The sequence below is a fragment of the Clostridia bacterium genome (assembly GCA_036654455.1).
Lineage (GTDB): Bacteria > Bacillota > Clostridia > Christensenellales > CAG-314 > JAVVRZ01.
In genome coordinates this window covers 305,332-327,996 of sequence record JAVVRZ010000002.1, presented here as the reverse complement: position 1 = coordinate 327,996, position 22,665 = coordinate 305,332, and the positions used below count along the sequence as shown (strand labels likewise).

At 38.2% G+C, this 22,665-nt stretch carries 21 protein-coding genes and 4 tRNA genes; 5 read left to right on the top strand and 20 right to left on the bottom strand.

What is annotated here, in order from left to right:
• Window positions 1-187: 187 nt before the first annotated feature.
• The 10 genes from RR062_03575 to RR062_03530 all read right to left on the bottom strand — a co-directional run bounded on the left by RR062_03575 (window position 188) and on the right by RR062_03530 (window position 7,676).
• A complete protein-coding gene (locus RR062_03575) occupies window positions 188-1,429 on the bottom strand; it encodes a type II secretion system F family protein (protein MEG2026788.1) in 1,242 nt (413 codons plus the stop codon).
• Between the two features lie 57 nt (window positions 1,430-1,486).
• A complete protein-coding gene (locus RR062_03570) occupies window positions 1,487-2,257 on the bottom strand; it encodes a prepilin peptidase (protein ID MEG2026787.1) in 771 nt (256 codons plus the stop codon).
• 3 nt (window positions 2,258-2,260) lie between these two features.
• A complete protein-coding gene (locus RR062_03565) occupies window positions 2,261-2,617 on the bottom strand; it encodes a hypothetical protein (GenBank protein MEG2026786.1) in 357 nt (118 codons plus the stop codon).
• The gene (locus RR062_03560) at window positions 2,617-3,048 is read right to left on the bottom strand and encodes a type II secretion system protein (GenBank protein ID MEG2026785.1); all 432 of its coding nucleotides are present in this window, start codon (window positions 3,046-3,048) and stop codon (window positions 2,617-2,619) included. Before RR062_03560 ends, RR062_03565 begins: the two co-directional genes overlap by 1 nt.
• On the bottom strand, window positions 3,048-4,034 hold the full coding sequence (locus RR062_03555; protein ID MEG2026784.1) for a hypothetical protein: 987 nt from the start codon (window positions 4,032-4,034) through the stop codon (window positions 3,048-3,050). Before RR062_03555 ends, RR062_03560 begins: the two co-directional genes overlap by 1 nt.
• Window positions 4,035-4,051: 17 nt before the next feature.
• Window positions 4,052-4,492: a hypothetical protein gene (locus RR062_03550; protein ID MEG2026783.1), complete on the bottom strand. Its 441-nt coding sequence runs from the start codon at window positions 4,490-4,492 to the stop codon at window positions 4,052-4,054.
• A gap of 65 nt (window positions 4,493-4,557) precedes the next feature.
• Window positions 4,558-5,022 carry a prepilin-type N-terminal cleavage/methylation domain-containing protein gene (locus RR062_03545; GenBank protein MEG2026782.1) on the bottom strand — a complete coding sequence of 155 codons (465 nt, stop codon included), beginning with the start codon at window positions 5,020-5,022 and terminating at the stop codon, window positions 4,558-4,560.
• A 103-nt stretch (window positions 5,023-5,125) separates the two neighbouring features.
• Window positions 5,126-5,602, bottom strand: a complete 477-nt coding sequence (locus RR062_03540; GenBank protein MEG2026781.1) for a prepilin-type N-terminal cleavage/methylation domain-containing protein — start codon at window positions 5,600-5,602, stop codon at window positions 5,126-5,128.
• A gap of 258 nt (window positions 5,603-5,860) precedes the next feature.
• Entirely contained in the window at window positions 5,861-6,334 is a 474-nt protein-coding gene (locus tag RR062_03535; protein ID MEG2026780.1) for a hypothetical protein, read from the bottom strand.
• A gap of 325 nt (window positions 6,335-6,659) precedes the next feature.
• Window positions 6,660-7,676 (bottom strand): zinc-binding dehydrogenase, encoded by a 1,017-nt coding sequence (locus tag RR062_03530; GenBank protein ID MEG2026779.1) that lies wholly within the window; start codon window positions 7,674-7,676, stop codon window positions 6,660-6,662.
• Between the two features lie 415 nt (window positions 7,677-8,091).
• On the opposite strand from RR062_03530, the gene RR062_03525 reads away from it, so the two are divergent.
• The 4 genes from RR062_03525 (at window position 8,092) to RR062_03510 (ending at window position 8,464) form a co-directional block, all read left to right on the top strand.
• Window positions 8,092-8,166 (top strand) — tRNA-Met (locus RR062_03525).
• Between the two features lie 29 nt (window positions 8,167-8,195).
• Window positions 8,196-8,272: transfer RNA gene (locus RR062_03520), tRNA-Met, on the top strand.
• 4 nt (window positions 8,273-8,276) lie between these two features.
• Window positions 8,277-8,352: transfer RNA gene (locus tag RR062_03515), tRNA-Glu, on the top strand.
• Between the two features lie 36 nt (window positions 8,353-8,388).
• Window positions 8,389-8,464, top strand: a tRNA-Val gene (locus RR062_03510).
• 172 nt (window positions 8,465-8,636) lie between these two features.
• Here the strand turns inward: RR062_03510 and RR062_03505 are convergent.
• Genes RR062_03505 through murC form a run of 4 tightly spaced genes read right to left on the bottom strand, consistent with a single transcriptional unit; the run spans window position 8,637 to window position 12,526 of the window.
• The gene (locus tag RR062_03505) at window positions 8,637-9,251 is read right to left on the bottom strand and encodes a GtrA family protein (protein MEG2026778.1); all 615 of its coding nucleotides are present in this window, start codon (window positions 9,249-9,251) and stop codon (window positions 8,637-8,639) included.
• Complete coding sequence (locus RR062_03500) at window positions 9,238-10,164, bottom strand: pseudouridine-5'-phosphate glycosidase (protein MEG2026777.1); 927 nt, start codon at window positions 10,162-10,164, stop codon at window positions 9,238-9,240. The genes RR062_03505 and RR062_03500 overlap by 14 nt, the downstream gene beginning before the upstream one ends.
• Window positions 10,165-10,220: 56 nt before the next feature.
• On the bottom strand, window positions 10,221-11,123 hold the full coding sequence (locus RR062_03495) for a carbohydrate kinase family protein (GenBank protein ID MEG2026776.1): 903 nt from the start codon (window positions 11,121-11,123) through the stop codon (window positions 10,221-10,223).
• A 50-nt stretch (window positions 11,124-11,173) separates the two neighbouring features.
• On the bottom strand, window positions 11,174-12,526 hold the full coding sequence (murC, locus tag RR062_03490) for a UDP-N-acetylmuramate--L-alanine ligase (protein ID MEG2026775.1): 1,353 nt from the start codon (window positions 12,524-12,526) through the stop codon (window positions 11,174-11,176).
• Window positions 12,527-12,708: 182 nt separating this feature from the next.
• Here murC and spoVG point away from each other — a divergent pair, with 182 nt between their 5' ends.
• Entirely contained in the window at window positions 12,709-12,972 is a 264-nt protein-coding gene (gene spoVG, locus RR062_03485) for a septation regulator SpoVG (protein ID MEG2026774.1), read from the top strand.
• Window positions 12,973-13,078: 106 nt separating this feature from the next.
• Here the strand turns inward: spoVG and RR062_03480 are convergent, their stop codons facing one another.
• The 6 genes from RR062_03480 to secA all read right to left on the bottom strand — a co-directional run bounded on the left by RR062_03480 (window position 13,079) and on the right by secA (window position 22,662).
• Complete coding sequence (locus RR062_03480; GenBank protein MEG2026773.1) at window positions 13,079-14,572, bottom strand: carboxypeptidase M32; 1,494 nt, start codon at window positions 14,570-14,572, stop codon at window positions 13,079-13,081.
• Entirely contained in the window at window positions 14,559-16,904 is a 2,346-nt protein-coding gene (locus tag RR062_03475) for an HAD-IC family P-type ATPase (GenBank protein MEG2026772.1), read from the bottom strand. The genes RR062_03480 and RR062_03475 overlap by 14 nt, the downstream gene beginning before the upstream one ends.
• Before the next feature lie 78 nt (window positions 16,905-16,982).
• Window positions 16,983-17,582 carry an ECF transporter S component gene (locus RR062_03470; protein ID MEG2026771.1) on the bottom strand — a complete coding sequence of 200 codons (600 nt, stop codon included), beginning with the start codon at window positions 17,580-17,582 and terminating at the stop codon, window positions 16,983-16,985.
• A 54-nt stretch (window positions 17,583-17,636) separates the two neighbouring features.
• Window positions 17,637-18,686, bottom strand: coding sequence for a tRNA (adenosine(37)-N6)-threonylcarbamoyltransferase complex transferase subunit TsaD (gene tsaD / locus RR062_03465; GenBank protein ID MEG2026770.1), 1,050 nt, complete (start codon window positions 18,684-18,686; stop codon window positions 17,637-17,639).
• A gap of 33 nt (window positions 18,687-18,719) precedes the next feature.
• Window positions 18,720-19,806, bottom strand: a protein-coding gene (gene prfB / locus RR062_03460; protein MEG2026769.1) for a peptide chain release factor 2 whose coding sequence is annotated in 2 segments (ribosomal slippage) — window positions 18,720-19,736 and window positions 19,738-19,806 — 1,086 coding nt in all. Because the reading frame shifts where the segments join, the coding sequence is not laid out codon by codon here.
• Window positions 19,807-19,971: 165 nt separating this feature from the next.
• Window positions 19,972-22,662, bottom strand: a complete 2,691-nt coding sequence (gene secA / locus RR062_03455) for a preprotein translocase subunit SecA (protein ID MEG2026768.1) — start codon at window positions 22,660-22,662, stop codon at window positions 19,972-19,974.
• Window positions 22,663-22,665 lie beyond the last annotated feature (3 nt).

Genomic DNA, 22,665 nt, shown 5'->3' with positions numbered 1-22,665 from the left:
TATCCCTTTAATTTCAATTATTTAAGTTTGTATTATTTTCTTAAACAATTTTTGCTTAATTGTTTTTGCTTAATTGTTTTTAATAGCTTTTAATATTAACAATTATTTGTCAATAAATTATTGTAACTTTCTTAATTGCTCTTTAAATTGCTTAGCTTAATTAAACAAGCAATTTATAGTAATCACGCTAGGGCGTAGGTATATCCGGCGTTGTCGTACCGTCTAGCGACTCCATAATACTAAGCATTGGGGTATATACGGCAAGCACTACTATGCAAACGATTACGCCCATAAAAATAAGCATTGCAGGCTCGATTATTGAAGTTATGCGTTGCATTGTTTCGGCAAGGCGTTCGTCAAAGTAGCCGGTTGTGCGTAAAAGTATCTCGTCCATTGCGCCGGTACTTTCGCCGACCGAAATCATCTGTATAAGTATGCCGGGAAATATATTCTTACCTTCTAGCGCAATAGAAATCGGCACGCCTCGCTTGACTTCGAATACTGCCTCGTCGTAAAGTTGTTCGGCGTACTTGTTGCCAAGAAGTTTGCCCATAAGTTCCATTGCGTCTACAATCGACATACCGCTAGACAAGAGTATTCCAAAACCACCTGCAAATTTAGAGGCGATTGAGGCACGTGAAACGGCGCTAAACAAAGGTAATTTCATCTTTAATTTATCAAAGAAAAGTCTGCCTTTTTTTGAAGCGCCGACCATAATCAATAGAGCGACTAAACAAAGTAGAACAATTAGCAAATACATACCGTTATTCTGCAAGAAGTCGTTGATTGCAAATAGCGTTCTTGTAAGCGCAGGCAGTTCGACGCCCATTTTTTCAAGAGATTCCTTAAACATCGGTAAAACAAAGGTAAATAAGATTATAACTACGGCAATAATCATAAAGAACAGCATAGTCGGGTAAGCTGTCGCCGTACGAACCTTATTTCTTATTTTTTCATTATTTTCATAATACGAGGCAAGTTTGTTTAAAATTTGGTCAAGCTTACCGCTAACTTCGCCTACCGAAATCATACTTACAAAAAAGGTCGGGAAAACTTTCTTGTGCTTAGCAAAGGCTTGCGACAAGAGTACGCCCGACAATATATCTTCGTAAACAATATTTAAAACTTTTTTAAATAGAGATGAGTAACTCTGCTCTTTAAGCGTTTCGATACACTTAACAATAGGTACAGCGGAATTTATCATAATTGAGAATTGCCTACTAAAATTTGTAATCTCCGCAGGCTTAACTCTACTTGAAATGGCAAAGAAGTCGCTGGTGGGCGACTTGTTAGATAGTGAAACAGCCTTAACTAAATATAATTTTTGACGAGCCAACTGCTGTTGTAAGTCGTCCTCGTTTTCCGCAAGGAAAAGTCCTCGATATTTCTTTCTATTGACATCAATAGCCAAATATTTAAATTTCTGCAACTTATTCCTCCTTAGTTTCTTAAAAATGATTTAACTAATATTATACGTTATTTGCGGTCAAATTGCAAATAATCCAAAATACCATTTAACTATTATGTCGCCGAAAAACATACAAATGGCAAAGGCTAAGGTCAAAAAGGGCGCAAATCCAAAGGGTTTGTCTATGCTTTGTTTTTTTACTATCTTGATAAATAACAAGTATATTCCGGCAAATACGCTAGCCATAAATATAGCTAGTAGCCCCGCCTTGTAGCCGACAAGAAGTCCGCAAACGGCGACTAACTTAACGTCGCCAAAACCTAAGGCGTCCTTCTTAGCAATCTTGCTTGTCAATAGACCTATTAAAAACAATATCAGTCCGCAACCTGCAAAGCCAACAAGTCTTTCCCACCAAACAACATTGCTAAAAAACATTGAGGCAATACCGCAAACAAGTAGGGCGATTACTAAGCTATCGGGAATAATTTGATGCTCCCAGTCTATAAAAAATATAGCAAGCATAGTCACAAGGGCAAGACAAACTATAATCGTATAGTAATTAATGCCAAACCACATAAGCGCAAGACAAAATAATATTGCCGTTAGCAGCTCGACTATCATATAACGAGGGCTAAACTTAGCCTTGCAATATCGACATCTACCACGCAAAATTATGTAAGAAATTATTGGCAAGTTGTCGTACCAACTAATTGGGTGGTTGCAACTTACGCAGTGCGAATCAGGGCTAACTATCGACATATTGTTAGGCAACCTATATATAAGAACATTAGCAAAGCTACCAAAACAAGCTCCTGTAATGCCCACTAAAATGTAAATTAAAACGTCCATTAGCTACCCCTTGCTGTAAACAGTCAACGTTAATATATTACCTGACACAACATAGTCAAATACCACAATTACTCCGTTTGCTACATAGGTAATCTTTTTTGTACCGATATCTATACCGCCTAACTTACCTTGAACAAAAGTAGTTAAATTTGTGTCGTCTACATAAGTATAATGCTCGCAATCAAACTCAAATTGCATAATCTTGCAATCAGTTGCAACCTTAGCCAGCAAAATTTTCTCTTGCGCTTTATTATAAGTAAAGTAATTGCTAACTACGCCTACAAGAGTCATACAGATTGCAAAACACAAAATCATTACTATAATAGTATAAGCTAAAATAAAACCTTCATTCTTTTTCATTACTTCGCCTCGCTAGAAAGAACAAATAAGACTTGATTGTTAAAGTCTGTTATGGTAATAGTAATAGCGTCTATCTTTAACTGGTTAACATCTACAATTCTTACAACCCTTACCGTATATTTAACTTCTTCGGGCGCTGCATTAGTAATGTTCTGCCAATTAGCGTCAAAATAAATGGTGGATTCTTTCTTTGCAATGTCACTCACGCTAAAAGGATAAACAGAGATTAGAGAAGTTAGAGTGTTGTCGCTTACAAAAACTTCCCAAATATTGTTAGAAACAAGTATACAGTTCTGCTTTACGTCAGTCTTACGACGTAAATTAATAGTCATAATCGAAGTAGACGCTATGGCTACAATTACTATGCCTAGCACAACTGCCGAAATTACAACTTCAACTATGGTAAATCCTCTCTTGCTAAATAATTTCATTATAAATTTATGTTGGCTACAAAAGGCTTAGTCAGCAAAGCGCCGTATAACTCAAAGTGAGTGTCGAAGTTAGGTAGCTCAATTTGCTCGGTATTAAGCGATAAATCTACTTTGAGGTCGTCGAATTCGTTAGCGTAGCCCTTAGGCAAAATAAATTCTATTTGCGTATCTAATCCGTAAACTTCAAGCAGTTTTACCAAATAGCGTGATAAATATCTAAGGTTGTCGGTGTTGACAAATGTCTCGGTAGCCGTGGTTTGTTCGGGCGTTTCTTCAACCTCAATAGCCTTGCCTTTGCGTTCGGCTTCCTTAATTATCGTAAGAGTTTCTGGCGAAGGCGCAAAACAACGCTTAACGCCGATATTTAAGTTGAGATAGCTGACAAATTCGCCAGCCTTACATACGCCTAGTACGCTCTGTCCGTCAAGACACCTAGCAAAGATAAAGGTTTGTTTGGCTAGTTTGGGGCGTTCCTTTAAAATTGCTTGGGCAATATTTACGCAATCAAAATTAATTGACCTAACTTGCAAACCAAAAGAAGTAAATTCTTTGAGCATAGACTCAATTAAGTCCCGCTTGCAAAGTTGAACAATAAATTCCCGAGAAGTCTTGCTGACCGTAGTGTTAGTAACGTTGACTAAAATATCCTTGTAATTGCGATAAGTTTGTTTGAGTTGAACTTTAATTGACTCGTTTGTGCGATTTCGATTGAGAGAAGGCACGACTAATTTGTCTATTGCCATCATTTGACTTGGCAAAGATAAGTTGATGTCGACTTGTTGAGGTCTTAACCCCAGCGACGTAATTTTGGGTATGACAAAGCGTTCGATTAAAGAAAATATGGACAATTTGTCGTTTGACAAAATATTGTCCTCAAATGTAAATTCTTCTACAAGACATTGCTTAATGCTCTTGCCCGTTAGTTCAGGGCATACTAACATAAACAATTTCTTACTTTCAACGTCTAAACTTAATGATATTTGCATATTGATACCCCGCTTATTTAAGGTTGACCGGCTAGTACGGCTATTATTATATTGTATCTTGTATTGTCATTAAATACAAGTAGACAATTCAATCTTTTATCACTTAAAGAAAAATTAATTGATTTAATAGACAAGGAGAGCTGTTTGGTTGTTTGGCCGGGGGTGCCAAGGGTCTTAATATCTAATTTGCCGTTGGCATAAGTAATGCTTGCCGTTACTATACCGTCAGTTTTATTTTTAATTACTATTCCGTTGCTTTGACCTTCTACCACAGTACTAGGAATTATTTCAACAACGTACTCTAAGCTGTCGTACTTATCTACAAAGCTATTAAGTTCGGTCTGTAACACCAGTAGTTGGTCACGCTTGTTGCCTTCGCTAGTAGCCGAACCGCTTAGACCGTTAAGAGTTGCAAAAACGCCAATAATGGCGGCAGCTATTATGCCAGTAAGACACATAGCTACCACCAATTCGGCTAAGGTAAACCCTAATTTTGTTTTTTTGTTCCTATTAAACAATTAAATTAAGCTTTATAAGTTTTAACAACTACAATCGCACCTGTTGATTGGGTGTAAATTGCGGTATAGTCGCCATTTTGATATACAAAACCTAATATTTCTGCCTTAGTTGTGGCTTCGTTTGTAGTAGTTGTAATATATCCACTAGGCATCATTTCATTTGCAACAGTAGGTGCAGTTTTGAAGAACATAAGTTTTGCGTCTGCTGGTAGTTTGTCGCCTGAAAGTTTCTCCATAAGAACTTTATCGTCACCTATTGTAAAAGTAGCCGGGTAAGTTGTTGTGTCCGCCATAAAGACAGAATTAAACATTGTTTTAATATTTGTAGCCTCTTGAAGAACGGTTGACTTGTGCGCTCTGTCGATTACTCCGCTAAATGTAGGAATAAGCACGCCTGCTAGGATTGCAATGATTACAATTACTACGATAAGCTCTACTAGGGTAAAGCCCTTGTTGTTTCTCTTTTTCATTTTTTGTTTTCCCTCCAAAAAAATATGTTATTTAATTATTGTACTTAATTTGATTACTTTTTAATCTACGCCGATATTTAACCGGCATAAGTTAAACTAAATACTAAGTTTTTTGTGTTTTTACTACTAAAAGTATGCCTGTTGATTGGGTGTAAATTGCGGTATAGTCGCCATTTTCATATACAAAACCTAATACTTCTGCCTTAGTTGCAGCTGCGTTTGTGTTAGCATTTGTTGTATAGAATGCTTCAAAAGTGCCAGAAGTGATAACGTCGTTTGCAACGGTAGGAGCAACCTTAAAGAAAGCTATCTTGCCGGCAATAGTATTGCCAAGTTCTTTTTCGATAATTGCCTTATCCTTATCTCCCGAAACATCGGTAGTTGTAGCGTATAACTCGCTTGTAAAGATTGTAGCGAATACTGTCTTAATACTTTCAGCCTCTTGAAGAACGGTTGACTTGTGCGCTCTATCGATTACTCCGCTAAATGTAGGGATAAGCACGCCTGCTAGGATTGCAATGATTACAATTACTACGATAAGCTCTACTAGGGTAAAGCCCTTGTTGTTTCTCTTTTTCATTTTTTGTTTTCCCTCCAAAAAAATATGTTATTTAATTTACTTGCGATATTACCTAGTCTGTAATACTAAGATGGGTTTGTCTTGCTATAACAAGATAAACAGCATAGTAATATACAACTAAATAGCTAAAATAAATAGCTATAAACTCTTTATATATTAGTTTAAGCTAGACTAAAATTTGCGTACAAAATAGTAAGCGTATGTAACGCCAAAAGCAAACTTTTATTTACTTAAAAATGTTTGAAAATGATTAAAGATTTATTGGTTAAAACGACTAAATTGAAGATGAAGTCTTCTTGAATTTACCTTGCGAGAAATAAACTTAACTTTAATAATAGCTATATTTGCTAATAAACGAGTTACTAAAAAATTAAAAAAGTAAAATATCTTAATGCCGTAAACTATAAAGGACATGCTAAGCACAACCATTAGTTGCGAGGTAATAGCGTTAAATACTACGACTGCGCCACCGCCACTAGATATATTGCCTATGATATCTCTAACGAAGATAATTTGTTCTTCGCTAAGTAATGATTTGACAAAACGAGAGATGTCTACGTAATTAATCGACAGCAAAAGAGAACCGACCGCAACCAAACAACACACGCCAAAGAAATTGCCGATTTGTTTGTCGGTAGGTAGTGAAAGATACCGCCTAATTAACCACCAAGCGAGGTCTATGCAAGGAAGAATTAGCAGTAATATTGCTAGTAGAGAAAGGGTAGACGTCATTAAATATTATTATCCTTATTAAGCAACTATTTTTGCGTTTTTGCCGTAATATAGTAATTTTTTGCGCTACTTTTCAATTTGTGCTACTATTTTACAACATCTACGAAATAATTGCAATACTTTTTTAAAAATTTAGGTATTTTTTATGAATATTTTAACCCATTTGAGGACTTTATGTAAATAAAAGCAATTTTATACTTCATTTCTACTTATTATTAATTATATTGTCGATATAGCCAAAGACTAACCACGATAAAAGCGTTTGAAACAAAATCAATTTGAAACAAAATCAAAAAAAGTCTTGCTTATATCTAATTGTCTAGAACTATAAGTCCATTTCTACAATCATACACTTGGTATTGAGCTGTTCTTTGGTAATAAGTGGCATTGCAGTAGCTAGCGACGACATCTTGATAGTGTCACCTATTAAGTAGCCGATACTAATTTGTTTAGTAGCCAGCAAGTTAATGGCAGTTGGGAAATTACCTAAGCTGTTGTTAAGCCCAACAAGGGTAATATTCTTGTTGACTATTTCGGCGGTGTTAAATATTTCTTTTTCTCGGTTGCACATACATAGACAAATCGAACTGTACGGAGCGCAAAGATTGGTAATATTTTTAATAGGATATCTACACTCTCTAACATAAATCATTTTTTCGCACATGCGACCGCCCGTAAGCGTAAATATATTTTTATCTACTTCGCTAGTGCTTTTATAATTAAATGCGTAGAAAATGCCCATTTGTTTTGCAAGATTGATTATTTGTTCGTCTTGTTGAACAAGAATAGGAATAGCGCCATAATATAATACAAGTTGAGCTATAAGTAACCCTAGCTTAGTGTCGCACATAATGGCTACGTGTTCGCCTTTTTTTATTTTAATAGCGTCAAGAGTATTTAAACCTAGCGAAATAAATTCGATAAATAGTCCGTCGGTAAAACTAACGCTATCGGGTAGTTGATAAAGGCAATCTAGCGGAAGGTCGGCAAAATTTTGATAAATGCCGTTATAATCTCGGCTGAGATATTTAAGGTCGATACAACACTCTTTATTGTTAGATTTGCAGTTGTAACAATCGTTGCAATAAAGGGTAGAAGAAATGGCTACTCTCGAACTCTTGGCTAAATAAGACTGGCTTGTAGCTAGCTCGGCAACAGAGCCGACAGCATATCTACCCAAAGAAAAGTCGCTAGTTTGTTCGCTTGCAAGCGCTTCGCAATCGCCATAAGAAATTAATGCCTTCTCAATTCTTACCTTGGCAATACTAGGCTCAACGACCTTAGCGTAGGGTATGGTTACTTGTGTAAGTTCGCCTTTTTTTGTGTGTTTATAGGCTATCATATTGCAGTATCTCCTTAAAACAAGAGTAAATGCTAGTTTATATAAGTAAGTTAAATAATTAGCGTAAGACTGTTTAAATATAGCAAAAATTACTAAGCGTTCTTAGTATATTAACATATTTGCTTAGATTTGGCAATATCTTTTATTTAAATCACGCAAAAGCAAATATAAACTAACGGCAAAAATTTATTGACCGATAACAGACGTGACTAAAAGGTCAAACTGTGTACTATTGACAAATTAAATTAAAAAAGTATTTGAAGAATAATTAGAAACGTCAAATATTAATCAATAAAAATTATTGGGAAAAAAGTTAAAATTGTTATTGAAGGCAAAATAAATAAAATTTTGTTGCAAATACTTGACAAAAAATATGTGTAATGTTACCATAGTTAGGCGTCGTGTGGCGAAATAACGCGGGGTAGAGCAGCGGCAGCTCGTCGGGCTCATAACCCGGAGGTCGAAGGTTCAAATCCTTCCCCCGCAACCAACACAAGTACCAGCGACTAAGACAAATATGGCGGCGTAGCTTAGTTGGCTATAGCGGCCGGTTCATACCCGGCAGGTCACTGGTTCGAGTCCAGTCGCCGCTACCAATACGGCCCCTTGGTCAAGCGGTCTAAGACATCGCCCTTTCACGGCGGTAACACGAGTTCGAGTCTCGTAGGGGTCACCATTATTCCCTCGTAAGTTTCCACCCAGAACAGTTTTTGGGAGCATAGCTCAGTTGGGAGAGCACCTGCCTTACAAGCAGGGGGTCACAGGTTCGAGCCCTGTTGCTCCCACCACAAAATAGACTTCTATATTAGAAGCCTATTTTTTTATCTTAATTGCCTATTTATATACTTGTTTTTTAATTGATAGTTTATTTTTACTTAATAAATTTACATTTGATAATTTTTTGTTCTTACGCTTGTATCTTAATAACTTGCGGTAATCTTTAAAATATTATAAAAATAGCTAAATTATTGGTATTTCCTTGTCGGGCAAAGCGTAACGCTTCTTTAAATACTTAAAAATAAAGAATTGACAGTAGAAGTAATCTAGAATTGCGTTTAAGGCAATCTTAATCATTTTGCAATAGATTAAATCTATTCCGTAACTACGATGTAGCCAAAGAATAAGTAAACTAAATAGCGGAGTTGTAACTACATAGTAACCTATATAAAGCCATATACCGGCTTTGCGAGCTAAACGGTCGCTAAAAGTAAATTTACTGTTGATTAAAAAAGATAGAATTGAGGTAAATATAACCGAAACACACTCGGCTAAAACAATAGTCCAGTCTGTAATTGCAAAATCTAATAATTGGCATAGTTGTATTAACAAGGTAAAATTTGCAAGACCAAATATGCCTACAAATAAACCGACAATGGAGAACTTAGCAAGTCTTTTTATAGGTTTTAAATTACGCTCTTTAACCCCGACTTTTACCTTTGGCAAAACGTTATCGAGAGCGGTGTCTAGCGAGGTAGGCGCTTCGTCGTTTGCGACAACTTCTATTTTAGTTGCGACAACTTCTTTTTGAGAGCTTTCCTCGCCCTTATTGGCGTTGTTAAATTTATCTTTGCTCATTTTTAATTAGTTTTGCGTATTCGACGGCAATTTGCGCAGCTACGCCTGCGTTATTTTTTATTAAGTGTATATTTGTCGCTAGGCTTGCTCCCTCGGTCGCCTTGCTTATCGCCGACAATAAATACGGGGTAATGTCTTTGCCTACTATGTTTAGTTTGTGTTGATTGTCAATAGCGTTAGAAATTGCTTGGTCGATTACCGCCCTATCCATCTCGTAACTTGGCGGAACGGGAACGCCTACGACTATGCCCGAATTTAAATTTAATTGTTGGTTGGTATTGAGAATATCTGCGCCGAGCCTTGCGTCAATATTGTAATCGACCTTGTAACCGCTAACGGAATTGTAAAAAGCGGGAAAGTCAAACGTATTATATCCGCATACGCAAACGCCCATTGTTTCGAGATATTCTCGGGTGCGACCTATGTCAAGGATACTTTTGACCCCGCTACACACCACCATTACGGGCGTACGGGACAATTCTTGTAAGTCGGCTGATATATCAAGGGAGAGTTCCCCTCCCCTATGAACTCCGCCTATACCCCCAGTTGCAAAGATATTTATGCCGGCTTTGCGAGCTATTATCATTGTGGCCGATACGGTTGTAGCTCCGTCGAGTTTGCTTGCGACTACTGCGGAAATATCTCTACGGCTAACCTTGGTAACTTCCGTACCGCATTTGCCTAGATAAATCAATTCTTGCTTGCTTAGCCCGACCTTAATTACGCCCTTAATAATAGCGATAGTAGCCGGAGTAGCGCCATAGGAACGAATGATATCTTCTACCTCGCAAGCCGTTTCAACGTTATTTGGATAAGGCATACCGTGTGAGATTATTGTAGATTCTAGCGCAACAACCGGGCTAGACGAATTTATAGCGTTAGAAACTTCCTCGCTGATACTTATGTTATACATATTTTCCTCTTATTAATAAATTGCTTGTAATTGTTTTTAAAAATTATGCGACTAAATTATTTAAGTAATGTTGTTAAATAATCGCTTGAAAGTAGTTCGCTTACGGGTTTGTCGCTTTGCAAAGTAAGTATGCTAGCTAAACTTCCCGCCCTAAGACAATAATCAACGTCTTTACCCTGTTGGTAACCCCAAACTACGCCTGCAAGAAAACTGTCGCCTGCGCCGGTAGTGTTGCCCGAAATAACGCTTATGCCTTGATTGTGTCCAAATTTGCCGTTATAATAATAGTAACTGCCCTCTTTTCCACAAGTAATAATTGGAAGGACAGCCCCTTGTTTGTTCAATTTAAGTAAAGCTTCGTGACAACTTGTTTGGTCGGTAATACTTACGCCGGTTATAACTTCGGCTTCGTAGCTATTTGCTTTAATGCTAAACGGCAACCGACGAGATATAAGTTTTTTTGCCTTAGCGCAAGAAACCGTTTCGATAAAAATAGGCTGTGTTACGTTAGAAATTAAATAATCTAAAACTTCAACATTTAAATTTGTGTCAATCACTATGGCGGTAGCGTTGTTAAAAAGCGTAAGCAAGCTAGACAATAAGTCCACGCTTATGTTACTAAGTATGTCCATATCGCTAGCGCCTAAAAACATATCTTTGGAAATGTCGTTGACGCAAATATACGTTGAGGTGTTGCCATTAAAAGTCGAACTTGAAGAAATATCCATACCTAGTCTAAGACAATCTTGTTTGAGTAGGTCTGCAAAATTATCTTGACCAAAAGCCGTAACAAAATGAGTGTTTACTTGTAGCCTTGTTAAATTCTCGGCAATGTTACGAGCTACTCCGCCGTAAGCGTAGTGAATGCGAGAAGGGTTAGAGTCACGCAAAACTAATTGAGAGTATGGGGATACAAATATATCAATATTTGCTCCGCCTATTACACAAACGTATTTCATACCAAAAAGTATAACACAGAAAAATTAAAAGCTCAATGATTTTTACAAAACTAAAATGCTTGTAGTAAGGAACTCAATTTAAATATGTCGCCAGCGCCCACTACCAGCACAAGGTCTTCCTTACTAGCTAGCGTTGCGATTAATCGCCCGGCGGACTCAAAGTCTTGACAATAAATTGCGTTTGTAAGCCCGGTATCGGCAATAGTATCGGCAAGATGTTTGCTTGTAACGCCCACGATGGGTTGCTCTCGGGCGGGATAAATTGGTAACATTATCAAGTAGTCCACGCCCACAAAACAAGAAACAAAGTCTAAAAACAATTTGCTTGTTCTTGTGTAGGTATGCGGTTGAAAAGCAAGAATAATTTTATCGTAACCTAGTTGTAGCGCCGTTTCAACAAGAGAACGCACTTCGCTAGGGTGATGGGCGTAATCTTCAACAATATTTGTAAAACTGTTGGTAATTATTTGCCAACGACGTTGCGCCCCCAAAAACGACTCGATGCCTTTGACCGTACAAACCTTGTCTAGTCCTAAGCTATCGCAAACGCAAAGCGTTGCAAGGGCGTTATAAATATTATGTCTGCCACGCAAAAGCAAATTAATATGGGCGTAAAAGTCGCCGTTTTTATAGCAATCAAAAGAATACTTAGCATTTTTTTGAGTGATGTTTGTTGCAAAAAAATTATTATTTTTATTAAAACCGTAGGTGATATTCTTTGCCAAACAATTATTAGTAATGTAATAAGGCACAGCGTCGCCGTTAGTTACGACAACTCCGCCTTGGCAAGTCTTACAGGCAAATTTATTAAAGGCTCGCTCGATATCTTTAAGTTCCTTGTAGTAGTCTAAATGTTCGAGGTCAACGTTGAGAATTACCGAAATAGTAGAAGAAAGCGTTAAAAAACTACCCTTATATTCGCAAGCTTCGGCTATACAATAATCGGGTTTGCCCATAATAAAATTGCCCAGCCCAGAGATTTCTCCGCCTATAAAAGCCGTAGGCGAAACAAGGTTTGCCGACAAAGCTTGATATAATAAACCGCAAGTAGTAGTCTTACCGTGCGCCCCCGAAACGGCTATTCGATTGGTAAAGGTTCTAAATATTCGACCCAGAAGTTTCTCACGGGAAATTATCTTAATCCCTAGCTCTTTGGCATAAATTAGTTCTGGGTCTGCCGGGTCAATGGCTTGGGTATAAACTAAGTAATCTGCCGACGTATCAAGGTTATCTTTATTGTTACCTGTTACTACTTTTACACCCAAACTTTGCAAGCGTTTGGTTTGAGCGTTGCTAACTAGGTCGCTACCCGAAACATTATGACCGCAACAAAATAGGTAGTTTGCAAGCGCCGACATACCTATTCCGCCTATTCCTAAAAAATAAAAGGTGTACTTTTTCATATTAAATTGTATGATTAAGCAACCGCTATGTATGTATAAAAGATATATTTTATTTAAATTCTTCAAAAATCGACTAAATATGAAAAAACTTTACAAATAAATGAAAAACTTTTACAAAAAGTATTGCAATATCACAAAAACTTTCTTATAATGTACTAACAGTAAAAGTATAGGAGATAAAAATGAAAATTACAGATGTTAGAGTACGCATAGTAGACAAAGAGGATACTAAGCTAAGAGCTGTTGCATCTATTACCATTGAAGACTACTTTGTAATACATGATATAAAGGTAATCGAAGGCAAAGAGAATTTATTTGTCGCTATGCCGAGTAGAAAGGCAAAGGACGGCGAATACAAAGACATAGCGCACCCAATTACGGTTGATGCACGCAAGGGATTATCCGAAATAATTATTTCAGCGTACAAACAAGAATTGGCTAAATAATCAAACGTAACTTTTAAAAATTAGCTGTCTAAAAAATAGAGCTTATATTAAACTAAGCTCTATTTTTTTTATTAAACATACTAAATATAATTTATATTTCTTTAATTTAAATATTATAAATTTTACTATACTTCTCAATTAAATAATCTATAAAGTACGTAGGGTTAAATTTTTCTTCGGTTGCATAAAGCAAAATTTCTTCGGTATTTCTTGACTTACCAAATTTATGTACTTTATCGGCTAAATAAGCGTTAATTACGGCAAGATTGCCCGAAGCGATAGCTTGGTCTACGTCTATTTCTTGCCTCATTTTATGATAAAGTTGAGCCGATATTGCCGAACCCAAAGCGTAGGTTGGGAAATAGCCAACCGAACCCGATGGCCAGTGAACGTCTTGAAGAAGGCCTTCTTTATCGCTTGTTACCTCAATGCCTAAGTATTCTTTTACCAGACTATTCCACATTTTAGGTAATTCGTCTACTGTAAGTTCGCCATTTATCAAGAGCTTTTCTAAGTCGTAACGCAACATTATATGTAAGCAATAGGTTAGCTCGTCCGCCTCAGTTCTTATCAAACTTGCGCTAGCTATATTTACACCCCTAAACATATCTTGCGCCGTAACGTTTGCAAGTTGAGTTGGAAAAAGTTCCTTCAACTTTGGAAAATGCGTTTGCCAAAAAATTTCGCTACGCCCGATAATATTCTCGTAAAATCTACTTTGCGACTCGTGGACGCCCATTGAAGAACCTCCGCTAAGCAAAGTGTCAATCAAACTAGGGTCAACCTGCCTTTCATAAGTTGCGTGTCCCATCTCGTGAATTGCCGAAAAAATTGAAGACACAAAGTTATTCTCATAGTAGTGAATGGTTACTCTTACGTCGTCGCTATCTACTCCGCTTGTAAAAGGGTGTTCGCTTTCTTTTATTACGCTGTGATTAGGGTCGTAACACATAACCTTGCGAATATATTCGACAAACTCCCTTTGTTTATCTATTGGGTAAGATTTGTATAAAAATTCGGTGTTAGCGTCAATTTTTTTGGCGAGAACTTTTTTGACAAAAGGAATAAGTCTTGTCTTTAAAGCGTTAAAGAAACCATCATATTCTTTTTGAGTTAGCCCTTCTTCATAGTCGTTAAGCAAAACGTCGTAACCGTTAAGTTTATCGGTAGCTAAGTACTTGCAATACTTTTTTTGCCAATCAAAAATTTGAGCTAGGTAAGGCGCAAAGGTCAAATAGTCGTTTGCCGTCTTACACTCGAAATATTTGCTCTGTATTACGCTTAAAGATTGAACGTATTGAATATACTCGTCTTTGGGCAATTTTTGCATATTTATTATATTTTTGGCTACTAATTTAACTTCACGCTTAGTGTTGTCGTCAAGTTCGTCACAAGTTGACAAGTAAGTTACGCAGTCAACATATTCCGGGTCTACGCTTAAAGAATAAAGCATATCGGTAAGTATGCCAATATACTTAGAGCGTTGCTCGAAGCAACCCTTAGGCGCTTCGGTTTGAGCGTCCCAACCTTCAAGAAAACTATAAAATTCTAACGCTTTAATTTTTGCTACTTGTTGTCTAAAAAATTTAAGTTGTTCCATGTATCATACCTCTTCTTTTTAATTTTTTGGTTACTATATTGCCTACTACAATTATTACCGCCGAAACTAATACGCTACATACTACATAAAAAAGCATAGTTTCGTCAAAGCCCTTGATAAAATTCTCAAATACATAGTCAAACGCTAAAAAGTAAAATGTCATTGCAACTAGACTAATTACCGCAACGGCAAGATTGACTAAGTTAAACGGACGGCATAAAGCAAACAACCCTATCGCTCCCGAATAAGACATAGCTAGCATAGCCGTCGTAGTTATTGAATCGTGGTCAAAGTTAAATATAAAGTTAAAAGCATATACGCCTATTACGCTTAGCCCCAAAGCTATTCCCTTTGGAAGAGTAGAATACAGCGTATTTGTTAAAAATTTGCCCCGAATAAGGTTCTTATTCGGTCTTAGCGCTAGGAAAAATGCAGGAATACCTATAACGCAAAAGTCTACTACGTATAGGTGCATTGGTTCAAACGGATAATTGATACCCAAAACAAGGGTAAATAACGTAACGATTAGCGTCATTACGGTCTTCATTAAAAATAACGCCGAACTATTTTGAATATTATTAACTACTTGCCTACCCTCGCTGACAATTTTTGGCAAAGAGGAAAATTTATTGTCCATTAAAATTATATGGGCAACGCTATGCGAAGCTTCGCTACCGCTTGCTACTGAAATTGCGCAATCGGCTTGTTTCATAGCCAAAATATCGTTAACGCCGTCACCTGTCATTGCGACGGTCAATCCAAATTTTTTAAGAGTTGAGATTAGCAAAGCTTTTTGGTGAGGCTTAACTCTACCAAAAACAGTATATTTTGTCGCCATATCACAAACTTCCGCATCGGTCAACCCGTCAAGAGAAATATACTTTTCCGCCCCTACTACGCCGACCTTGCCGGCTATTATAGAAACAGTTTGAGCGTTGTCGCCCGAAATAATCTTAACGTCTACCGAATTGTCGTAAAACCACTGTATAATTTCTTGGGCGTCGGGACGAATATTGTCCAAAAGAGTAATTATCCCTTGAACTGCAACTTCACTAGAATTATCTTGCTTGATTGCAACGACAAGGACTCGCAACCCTAGCGAAGTAAAACTAGCAAGTTGAGACGAGAGTTCGTCGCTAATATCTTGTAAAATAAACTCGGGAGCGCCTAACAACACTTGACCTACGCCTTCAATCGTAACGGAAGAATATTTGCGGTCGCTTGAAAAAGGCATTGCCGAAGTAAAGGGCAAAGCCGTATCGTTAAAATGTCTACGTAGAGCCTTTGCGGTATCGTTAGAGTCCATTGTAGCCGAAAGCAAGGTAGAAACATAGCTAAATAAACTTGGGTTATCTACAAGAGGAATAAATTGTTCGACGCTCATTGTTCCGTCGGTAATTGTGCCGGTCTTATCTAGACACAAACAATTTACCCTAGCAAGCGTTTCTATACTGTATAGGTCTTTAACCCACGCCTTCTTTCTCGCCATTTTTATAACCGAAACGGCAAGCGTAACCGAAGTTAGCAATACCATGCCGGCAGGAATCATACCAATTACCGAACCGCTAGCTACTGCAATAGCGTCTTGCCAAGCATTGCCAAATTTAATATAAGATACTAAAAAAGTGCCTATTCCAAAAAGCGGAGTTAGAATAGCTATTACTTTAATAATTCTTGATATCGAAACCATTAGTTCGCTTTTAGTTTTTTTAAATTTCTTTGCCTGACTAGCAAGTTGTTCGACATAATTATGTTTGCCAACGTGTTCGACCCTTGCGTGACAAACGCCTGCCATAATGAAACTGCCCGACATTAAAGAGTCGTCTATACTTTTGCTAATAGGTAGCGATTCGCCCGTAAGCATAGCTTCGTTAACCTCGACGCTACCCGAAATTACAACGCAGTCGGCTGGTATTTGCTTGCCCGACGACAAAACAATAACGTCGTCAAGCACAAGAGAAGACAAGGAAATTAATTGTTCTTGCCCGTTTCTTACCACTGTAATAGTAGGCGAAACAAGCAAAGACAACTTATTTACCGCAAGTTTTGCCTTAATTTCTTGACCTACGCCGATTAAAGTATTAGCGAGAATTATTACATAGAAAAAGGCGTTACCCCAATTCTTAGAAATAATCATAAGAATAAAAACTATAAGCCCTATTAGATTAAAAATTGTTAAGATATTGTCAACAATTATTGCCCAGTAAGATTTGCCGACAGTCCGCTTAACTACGTTTGTTTCGCCTGCGCTTACTCTTTGCGCAACTTGACTGTCGGTTAACCCTTGAACGCTACTTGCCTTAATACATTCGATATTTGAGATTTGTCTCATTAGCCGTCCTTTTTAGCGTTGCTTGTATTTTAGTAAAATATATTGATTTATTTAGTTATTTAAATAATTGCCTAAATATTATAAGTTTTGCTCTTGGGGTTGAGCCGGGCTAAATAAAAGCTTAGCTCTTTTTAACGGATAGACTAACATAGTAGCTACTAGTCCGCCTATTAAAGCCGTAAATAGTTGCGTTACGCCAAAGGCTACCGAAACAGCCTTCAACATCTTATCAGCCATAAATAACGGGAAAATTAGCTTTACGCAAACAAAGTACATAAATAAGAATTTTAGCGTTGCGCCCAAAACAATAGCCAAAGCTACGATTGCAATCTGCCAACCTATTTCACGAGATTCGACCTTTAATAATTTGCATACAAGAGCAAATGTCGCCGTCATAATTCCGTTAGCAAGCGCAATAAAAGGCACAAGCAAGATGTTGGGGTTAAGACCAAATGCAAGCGCAATAAAAGGCGTAACTACGCCAACGCATAAACCTCCAACTAAGCCTGTAAGCATTACAGAAAGAAATAAAAATAAGTTGACGAAACTGCCCGTAAGTAATTGAATCTTGGCAAAGCCTGTGACAAATTGCATAAGTACGGTTAGCGCCATCATAATTGCAATGCGCACGATTATTTCCGTCTTGCCCTTAGCGTTACCAAATAAAAATGTTTTCATAAGTATAACTCCTTAAAATATATTTTAATTATTTTGTTTTAATGCAAAAAGAGCTTACTTGGAGATTTTATTACGCTGTATCTTTTTGCTTATCTCGCCCCTTAACTTTAATGTCGGCTCGGCGTTTAAAGTAAGCTCGGCTGTTTGACCGCCTGCGACATATTGAAAGTAGGCTCTTGACGCTATCATTGCGCCGTTATCGGTACAATATTTTAATTCGGGTAGATAGATTAAATAGCCTTGTTTAGCTAGCTCTTGCGCCCGACTTCTTAAATAACTATTTGCCGAAACACCGCCCGAAAAAGCGATTTTGTTTAAATTATAAAGTTTTGCAAAGTGGGTTACCGCAGTAATTAGCCCGTCAATTGCGTTAAAAGTAAAACTGGCGCAAATGTCTTGGCTAGAAGGCTCTAAGCCCCTTGACAAGGAATTATTTATATAGTTAGCTACGGCAGTCTTGATACCGCTGTAAGAAAAGTTAAAGTTACTAAGTAAAATACTTGGAAAAGGTAGAACATTTGAACCTAGCTTAGCAAGCCTATCTATCTCCGGCCCGCCCGGATAAGGCAACCCTAGTAGCCTTGCGACCTTGTCAAACGCTTCGCCTATTGCGTCGTCTACGGTTGAACTAAGCGTTGTATAAGTTAAATAATCTTCAACAAGACTTATCGCCGTATGTCCGCCCGAAACCATTAGACTAATAAAAGGCGGAGTAAGCTCGCTATGCGTAATGTAATTTGCGCAACAATGCCCTTCGATATGATTAACTGCAATTAATGGAATATTGCTTGCTTGCGACAAACTCTTAGCGTAAGAAACGCCGACAAGCAAAGCGCCTACTAAGCCTGCGCCATAAGTCACGCCTATTAGGTCTATGTCTTGTAGAGTTAGATTTGCCTCTTTAAGAGCAAGTTTAACCACTCGGTCGATTGCTTCTACGTGATTTCTACTAGCTACTTCGGGTACGACTCCGCCAAAAATGCGGTGAATATTAATTTGCGACTCAATTACGCAAGAAAGTACTTTTCTGCCGTTTACGACTACCGAAGCCGAAGTTTCGTCGCAAGAAGTCTCTATGCCTAAAACTGTTAAATCTTTATTCATTAAAATGTCCTTAGCAAATTGCCCCTAAAAGGTCTAGTACGCCTTATATAAATAATCTTCGATAAAGCCTTGAATATCCCCGTCCATCACTTGGTTGATATTAGTATTCTCGTATCCTGTGCGATGGTCCTTAACTAAGGTGTAGGGCATAAAGACATAAGAGCGAATTTGACTGCCCCACTCAATACGCTTAACTTCGCCTTTAATCGAGCTAAGTTGCTGTTCTCTAAGCCGTTCTTTAAGTTCGATTAATTTTCCTTTAAGCATTTCCATTGCTTTTTCTCTATTTTGCACCTGCGAACGCTCGTTTTGGCAAGCCACAACAATATTTGTGGGTATATGGGTAATTCTTATTGCCGAATCTGTCTTGTTAACGTGTTGTCCGCCCGCTCCGCTACTGCGGTAAGTATCAATGCGAAGTTCTTTTTCGTCTATTTGAAATTCTTGTTCGTCGTTAATTTTAGGAATAACTTCAAGCGAGGCAAACGAAGTATGCCTGCGACTATTGCTATCGAAAGGCGAAATTCTAACTAATCTATGCACGCCTTTTTCGGCTTTAAGGTAGCCGTAAGCGTAAGGACCTTGCACTTGGAAAGTTATGCTCTTTATGCCGGCTTCTTCGCCGTCAAGCCTATCTAATACAACCATACTAAACTCGCTTCGTTCGACGTAACGGCTGTACATACGAAATAACATCTCAACCCAGTCTTGCGCTTCCGTACCGCCTGCGCCTGCGTGTAAGGTACAAATTGCGTCGTTTGCGTCATACTCACCGCTTAAAAGAGTCTGCACTTCTAAGTGTTGAACCGAATTATAACACTGGTCAAGTTCGGCGGATAATTCTTGTAGCGTAGCCTGGTCGTCTACAAGAGTAAGCAATTCGGCGATTGATTGCAAGTGTTTGAGCAAATTTGTAAAAGTTAATAATTGCTCTTGTATTTGTTTAGCTTGTTGAGAAATTGCAGTAGCTTTATCTACGTCGTCCCAAAAAGTTGGCGATTGCTGAGAAAGTTTAAGTTCTTCGAGTTGCTTATGTTTATTTGGCAAGTCAAAGTGAATCACCTACGCCGTTAAGTTTTTTAAGTAAATCTTTGCAAAATTTTTTAATATCTTCAATGATAAACACTTATCGTCACCCCTTTTGTTTAAAAATTTAAATGATTTGTTTGCCTTACTAATATTTGGCAGAGTTGTCGCTAAATAAACCGCTACTGGGTAATTAGCCTATTAGTAAAATATATTGCTTGCTACCTACTTTCTATCTTTAAAGTAAGGGTCGCTTTGATTATTCCTTATGTTTAGACTTGCGCCATTCCTGCTTAGCTTTTTGCGCTTCGGCTAAACCACAACAATTTTTATATTTTAAACCACTACCGCAAGGACATAAATCGTTGAAATTTGGCTTTTCGCCTTCGGCAAGTTCCTTTTTAGCTTTTTGAAGAACGGACTTAGGCCGTTGTAACCTATCGACTTGGGCAAATAACAAATATCTTACAGTAGAGAATTGTATGTCGTCCATTAAATCTTCAAACAGCTTGAAACCTTGTTCTTTGTAAACTGCAAAGGGGTCGTGACTGCCTATTGATTGTAGCCCTACGCCCTGCATAAGGTCGTCCATTGCGTCTAAGTGGTCCATCCACTTCTCGTCGGTTACACGTAGTAAAATGTAACGTTCTAGGTCGAAAAAGTTAATCTCTTGCTCTTTTAATATCTCGGCTCGTTGCTCTAACATATCGGCGGTAAGTTTGGTTAACTTATCTAATATTTCACGAGCGGAATAGCCGTAAATCATATCGGCGTCGACAAAATCTTGGTCGACTGGAAAATATTTAGTTTTTAAAATATCGTTTACTTGACTTGCGTTCCACGTGCGAACTTTTTCGTTGCCGTCGCAAGCGTCTTCTAAGGCTTTTCTTGCGTAACTGCGAGTCATTTTAAGAATTTCGGCGTGAATATCAAGATTGTTTAACACTTTATTACGTTCTTGATAGATTGTGTTACGTTGAACGTTATTTACGTCGTCAAAACGCAAAACTGTCTTTCTTGAAGAAAAGTGTATGCCCTCGATACGCCTTTGAGCCGCTTCTATTTGTTTAGACAATGCCTTAGCCTCTATTGGTTGATCTTCTTCTACACGCATAAATTGAAGAATTGCTTTAAGTTTTTCGCCTCCAAAGATACGCATCATATCGTCTTCGGCTGAAATGTAAAATACTGACGAACCTACGTCGCCTTGTCTGCCTGCACGGCCACGCAACTGGTTGTCGATACGTCTGCTGTCGTGGCGTTCTGTGCCGATTATGTGTAAACCGCCGACTTCGATAACCTTAGACTTCTCAATATCTGTTTCGACTTTAAATTTAGCGTATAAATCTCTATATATAGCCTTAACTTCTTGGGCGTGTTCGTCGCCGTCAGCGTAGCTTGTAGCTATTTCAATATCTTCTTCGGGGTGTCCTAGCCGAGCCATTTCTTGACGAGCCAAAAATTCGGCATTACCGCCTAGCAATATATCCGTGCCTCTGCCTGCCATATTTGTAGCTATTGTAACCGAACCGAATCTACCGGCTTGGGCGACAATTTCAGCCTCACGAGCGTGATTCTTTGCGTTTAAGACATTATGTTTAACGCCTCGTTTAGAAAGCATAGACGAAAGCTCTTCGCTCTTTTCTACCGTAATAGTACCTATTAGCAATGGTTGCCCTTTTTGGTGACGAGCGTATATTTCTTCTACGCAACTCTTTAATTTGCCTTGTCTAGTAGAATAAATTTGGTCGTTGAAGTCTTTGCGCGCATTGGGAAGATTAGTAGGTATTACAATAACGTCCAAATTATATATCGAATTAAATTCGCCTTCTTCGGTCTTGGCTGTTCCTGTCATACCCGACAAAGTGCGATATAGTCTAAAATAGTTCTGGAAGGTAATCGTTGCAAGCGTGCGGTCTTCGTCTTTAATTGCGACGTTCTCTTTGGCTTCGATTGCTTGGTGTAGCCCTGCCGAATAGCGACGACCTATCATTTTGCGACCGGTAAATTCGTCGACAATTATAACTTTTCCGCCCTCGACAATATAGTTGTTGTCACGCTTCATTATAGCGTGAGCCTTTAAGGCTTTGTTGATAAAGTGGTTAATCTCGGTGTTGTCTATATTGGATAAGTTAGAAACTTCAAAGAACTTTTCGGCTTTGGCTATGCCTTCGTCGGTAAGTTGAGCTTCCTTATCTTTTTCGTCTATCTCATAGTCGACGCCTTTTTGTAGTGTCTTGACAAAACGATTTGCCTTAACATACATATCCGACGATTTATTAGCACGCCCCGAAATAATTAAAGGGGTACGAGCTTCGTCGATTAGAATTGAGTCAACTTCGTCGACAATTACAAAGTTGAGGGGGCGTTGAACACGTTGGGCAAGCGAAGTTGCCATATTGTCTCTTAAATAGTCAAAACCAAACTCGTTGTTTGTGCCGTAGGTAATGTCGCAATTATATGCTTTAATTTTTTCTTCGTGGCGTTGATTAGAGTAAATTACCCCGACGGTAAGACCTAAAAACTTATAAACTTTGCCCATCCACTCGGCGTCACGCTTAGCTAAGTAATCGTTGACAGTTACAATATGCACGCCCTTGCCCGAAAGAGCGTTAAGATAAGCAGGTAGAGTCGCAACTAGCGTCTTGCCCTCGCCTGTTGCCATTTGACAAATTCGACCTTGATGTAGCGCTATTCCGCCGGCTAATTGAACGTCAAAGTGACGCATATTAAGCACCCTTGCGCTTGCTTCTTTGCAAACGGCAAATGCGTCGACTAGAATAGAGTCTTCGGTTTCTCCCTTGCTTAAACGTTGCTTTAACGCTTGGGTTTGGTTAGAAAGCTCTAAGTCGCTCATAGCCTTGTATTTGTCTGCTAGCTCGACAATTTTTTTAACTTGCTTGAATAAAAGTTTAAGTTGTTTCTTATTTGCTCCGCCTAATTCGTTCATTTT

Bases quoted from the DNA above. Each gene is read 5' to 3' on its own strand.
- RR062_03570 (MEG2026787.1), bottom strand. From the start codon at position 2,257: ATGGACGTTTTAATTTACATTTTAGTGGGCATTACAGGAGCTTGTTTT.
- RR062_03565 (MEG2026786.1), bottom strand. From the start codon at position 2,617: ATGAAAAAGAATGAAGGTTTTATTTTAGCTTATACTATTATAGTAATG.
- RR062_03560 (MEG2026785.1), bottom strand. From the start codon at position 3,048: ATGAAATTATTTAGCAAGAGAGGATTTACCATAGTTGAAGTTGTAATT.
- RR062_03555 (MEG2026784.1), bottom strand. From the start codon at position 4,034: ATGCAAATATCATTAAGTTTAGACGTTGAAAGTAAGAAATTGTTTATG.
- RR062_03550 (MEG2026783.1), bottom strand. From the start codon at position 4,492: ATGTGTCTTACTGGCATAATAGCTGCCGCCATTATTGGCGTTTTTGCA.
- RR062_03545 (MEG2026782.1), bottom strand. From the start codon at position 5,022: ATGAAAAAGAGAAACAACAAGGGCTTTACCCTAGTAGAGCTTATCGTA.
- RR062_03540 (MEG2026781.1), bottom strand. From the start codon at position 5,602: ATGAAAAAGAGAAACAACAAGGGCTTTACCCTAGTAGAGCTTATCGTA.
- RR062_03535 (MEG2026780.1), bottom strand. From the start codon at position 6,334: ATGACGTCTACCCTTTCTCTACTAGCAATATTACTGCTAATTCTTCCT.
- RR062_03530 (MEG2026779.1), bottom strand. From the start codon at position 7,676: ATGATAGCCTATAAACACACAAAAAAAGGCGAACTTACACAAGTAACC.
- RR062_03505 (MEG2026778.1), bottom strand. From the start codon at position 9,251: ATGAGCAAAGATAAATTTAACAACGCCAATAAGGGCGAGGAAAGCTCT.
- RR062_03500 (MEG2026777.1), bottom strand. From the start codon at position 10,164: ATGTATAACATAAGTATCAGCGAGGAAGTTTCTAACGCTATAAATTCG.
- RR062_03495 (MEG2026776.1), bottom strand. From the start codon at position 11,123: ATGAAATACGTTTGTGTAATAGGCGGAGCAAATATTGATATATTTGTA.
- murC (MEG2026775.1), bottom strand. From the start codon at position 12,526: ATGAAAAAGTACACCTTTTATTTTTTAGGAATAGGCGGAATAGGTATG.
- spoVG (MEG2026774.1), top strand. From the start codon at position 12,709: ATGAAAATTACAGATGTTAGAGTACGCATAGTAGACAAAGAGGATACT.
- RR062_03480 (MEG2026773.1), bottom strand. From the start codon at position 14,572: ATGGAACAACTTAAATTTTTTAGACAACAAGTAGCAAAAATTAAAGCG.
- RR062_03475 (MEG2026772.1), bottom strand. From the start codon at position 16,904: ATGAGACAAATCTCAAATATCGAATGTATTAAGGCAAGTAGCGTTCAA.
- RR062_03470 (MEG2026771.1), bottom strand. From the start codon at position 17,582: ATGAAAACATTTTTATTTGGTAACGCTAAGGGCAAGACGGAAATAATC.
- tsaD (MEG2026770.1), bottom strand. From the start codon at position 18,686: ATGAATAAAGATTTAACAGTTTTAGGCATAGAGACTTCTTGCGACGAA.
- secA (MEG2026768.1), bottom strand. From the start codon at position 22,662: ATGAACGAATTAGGCGGAGCAAATAAGAAACAACTTAAACTTTTATTC.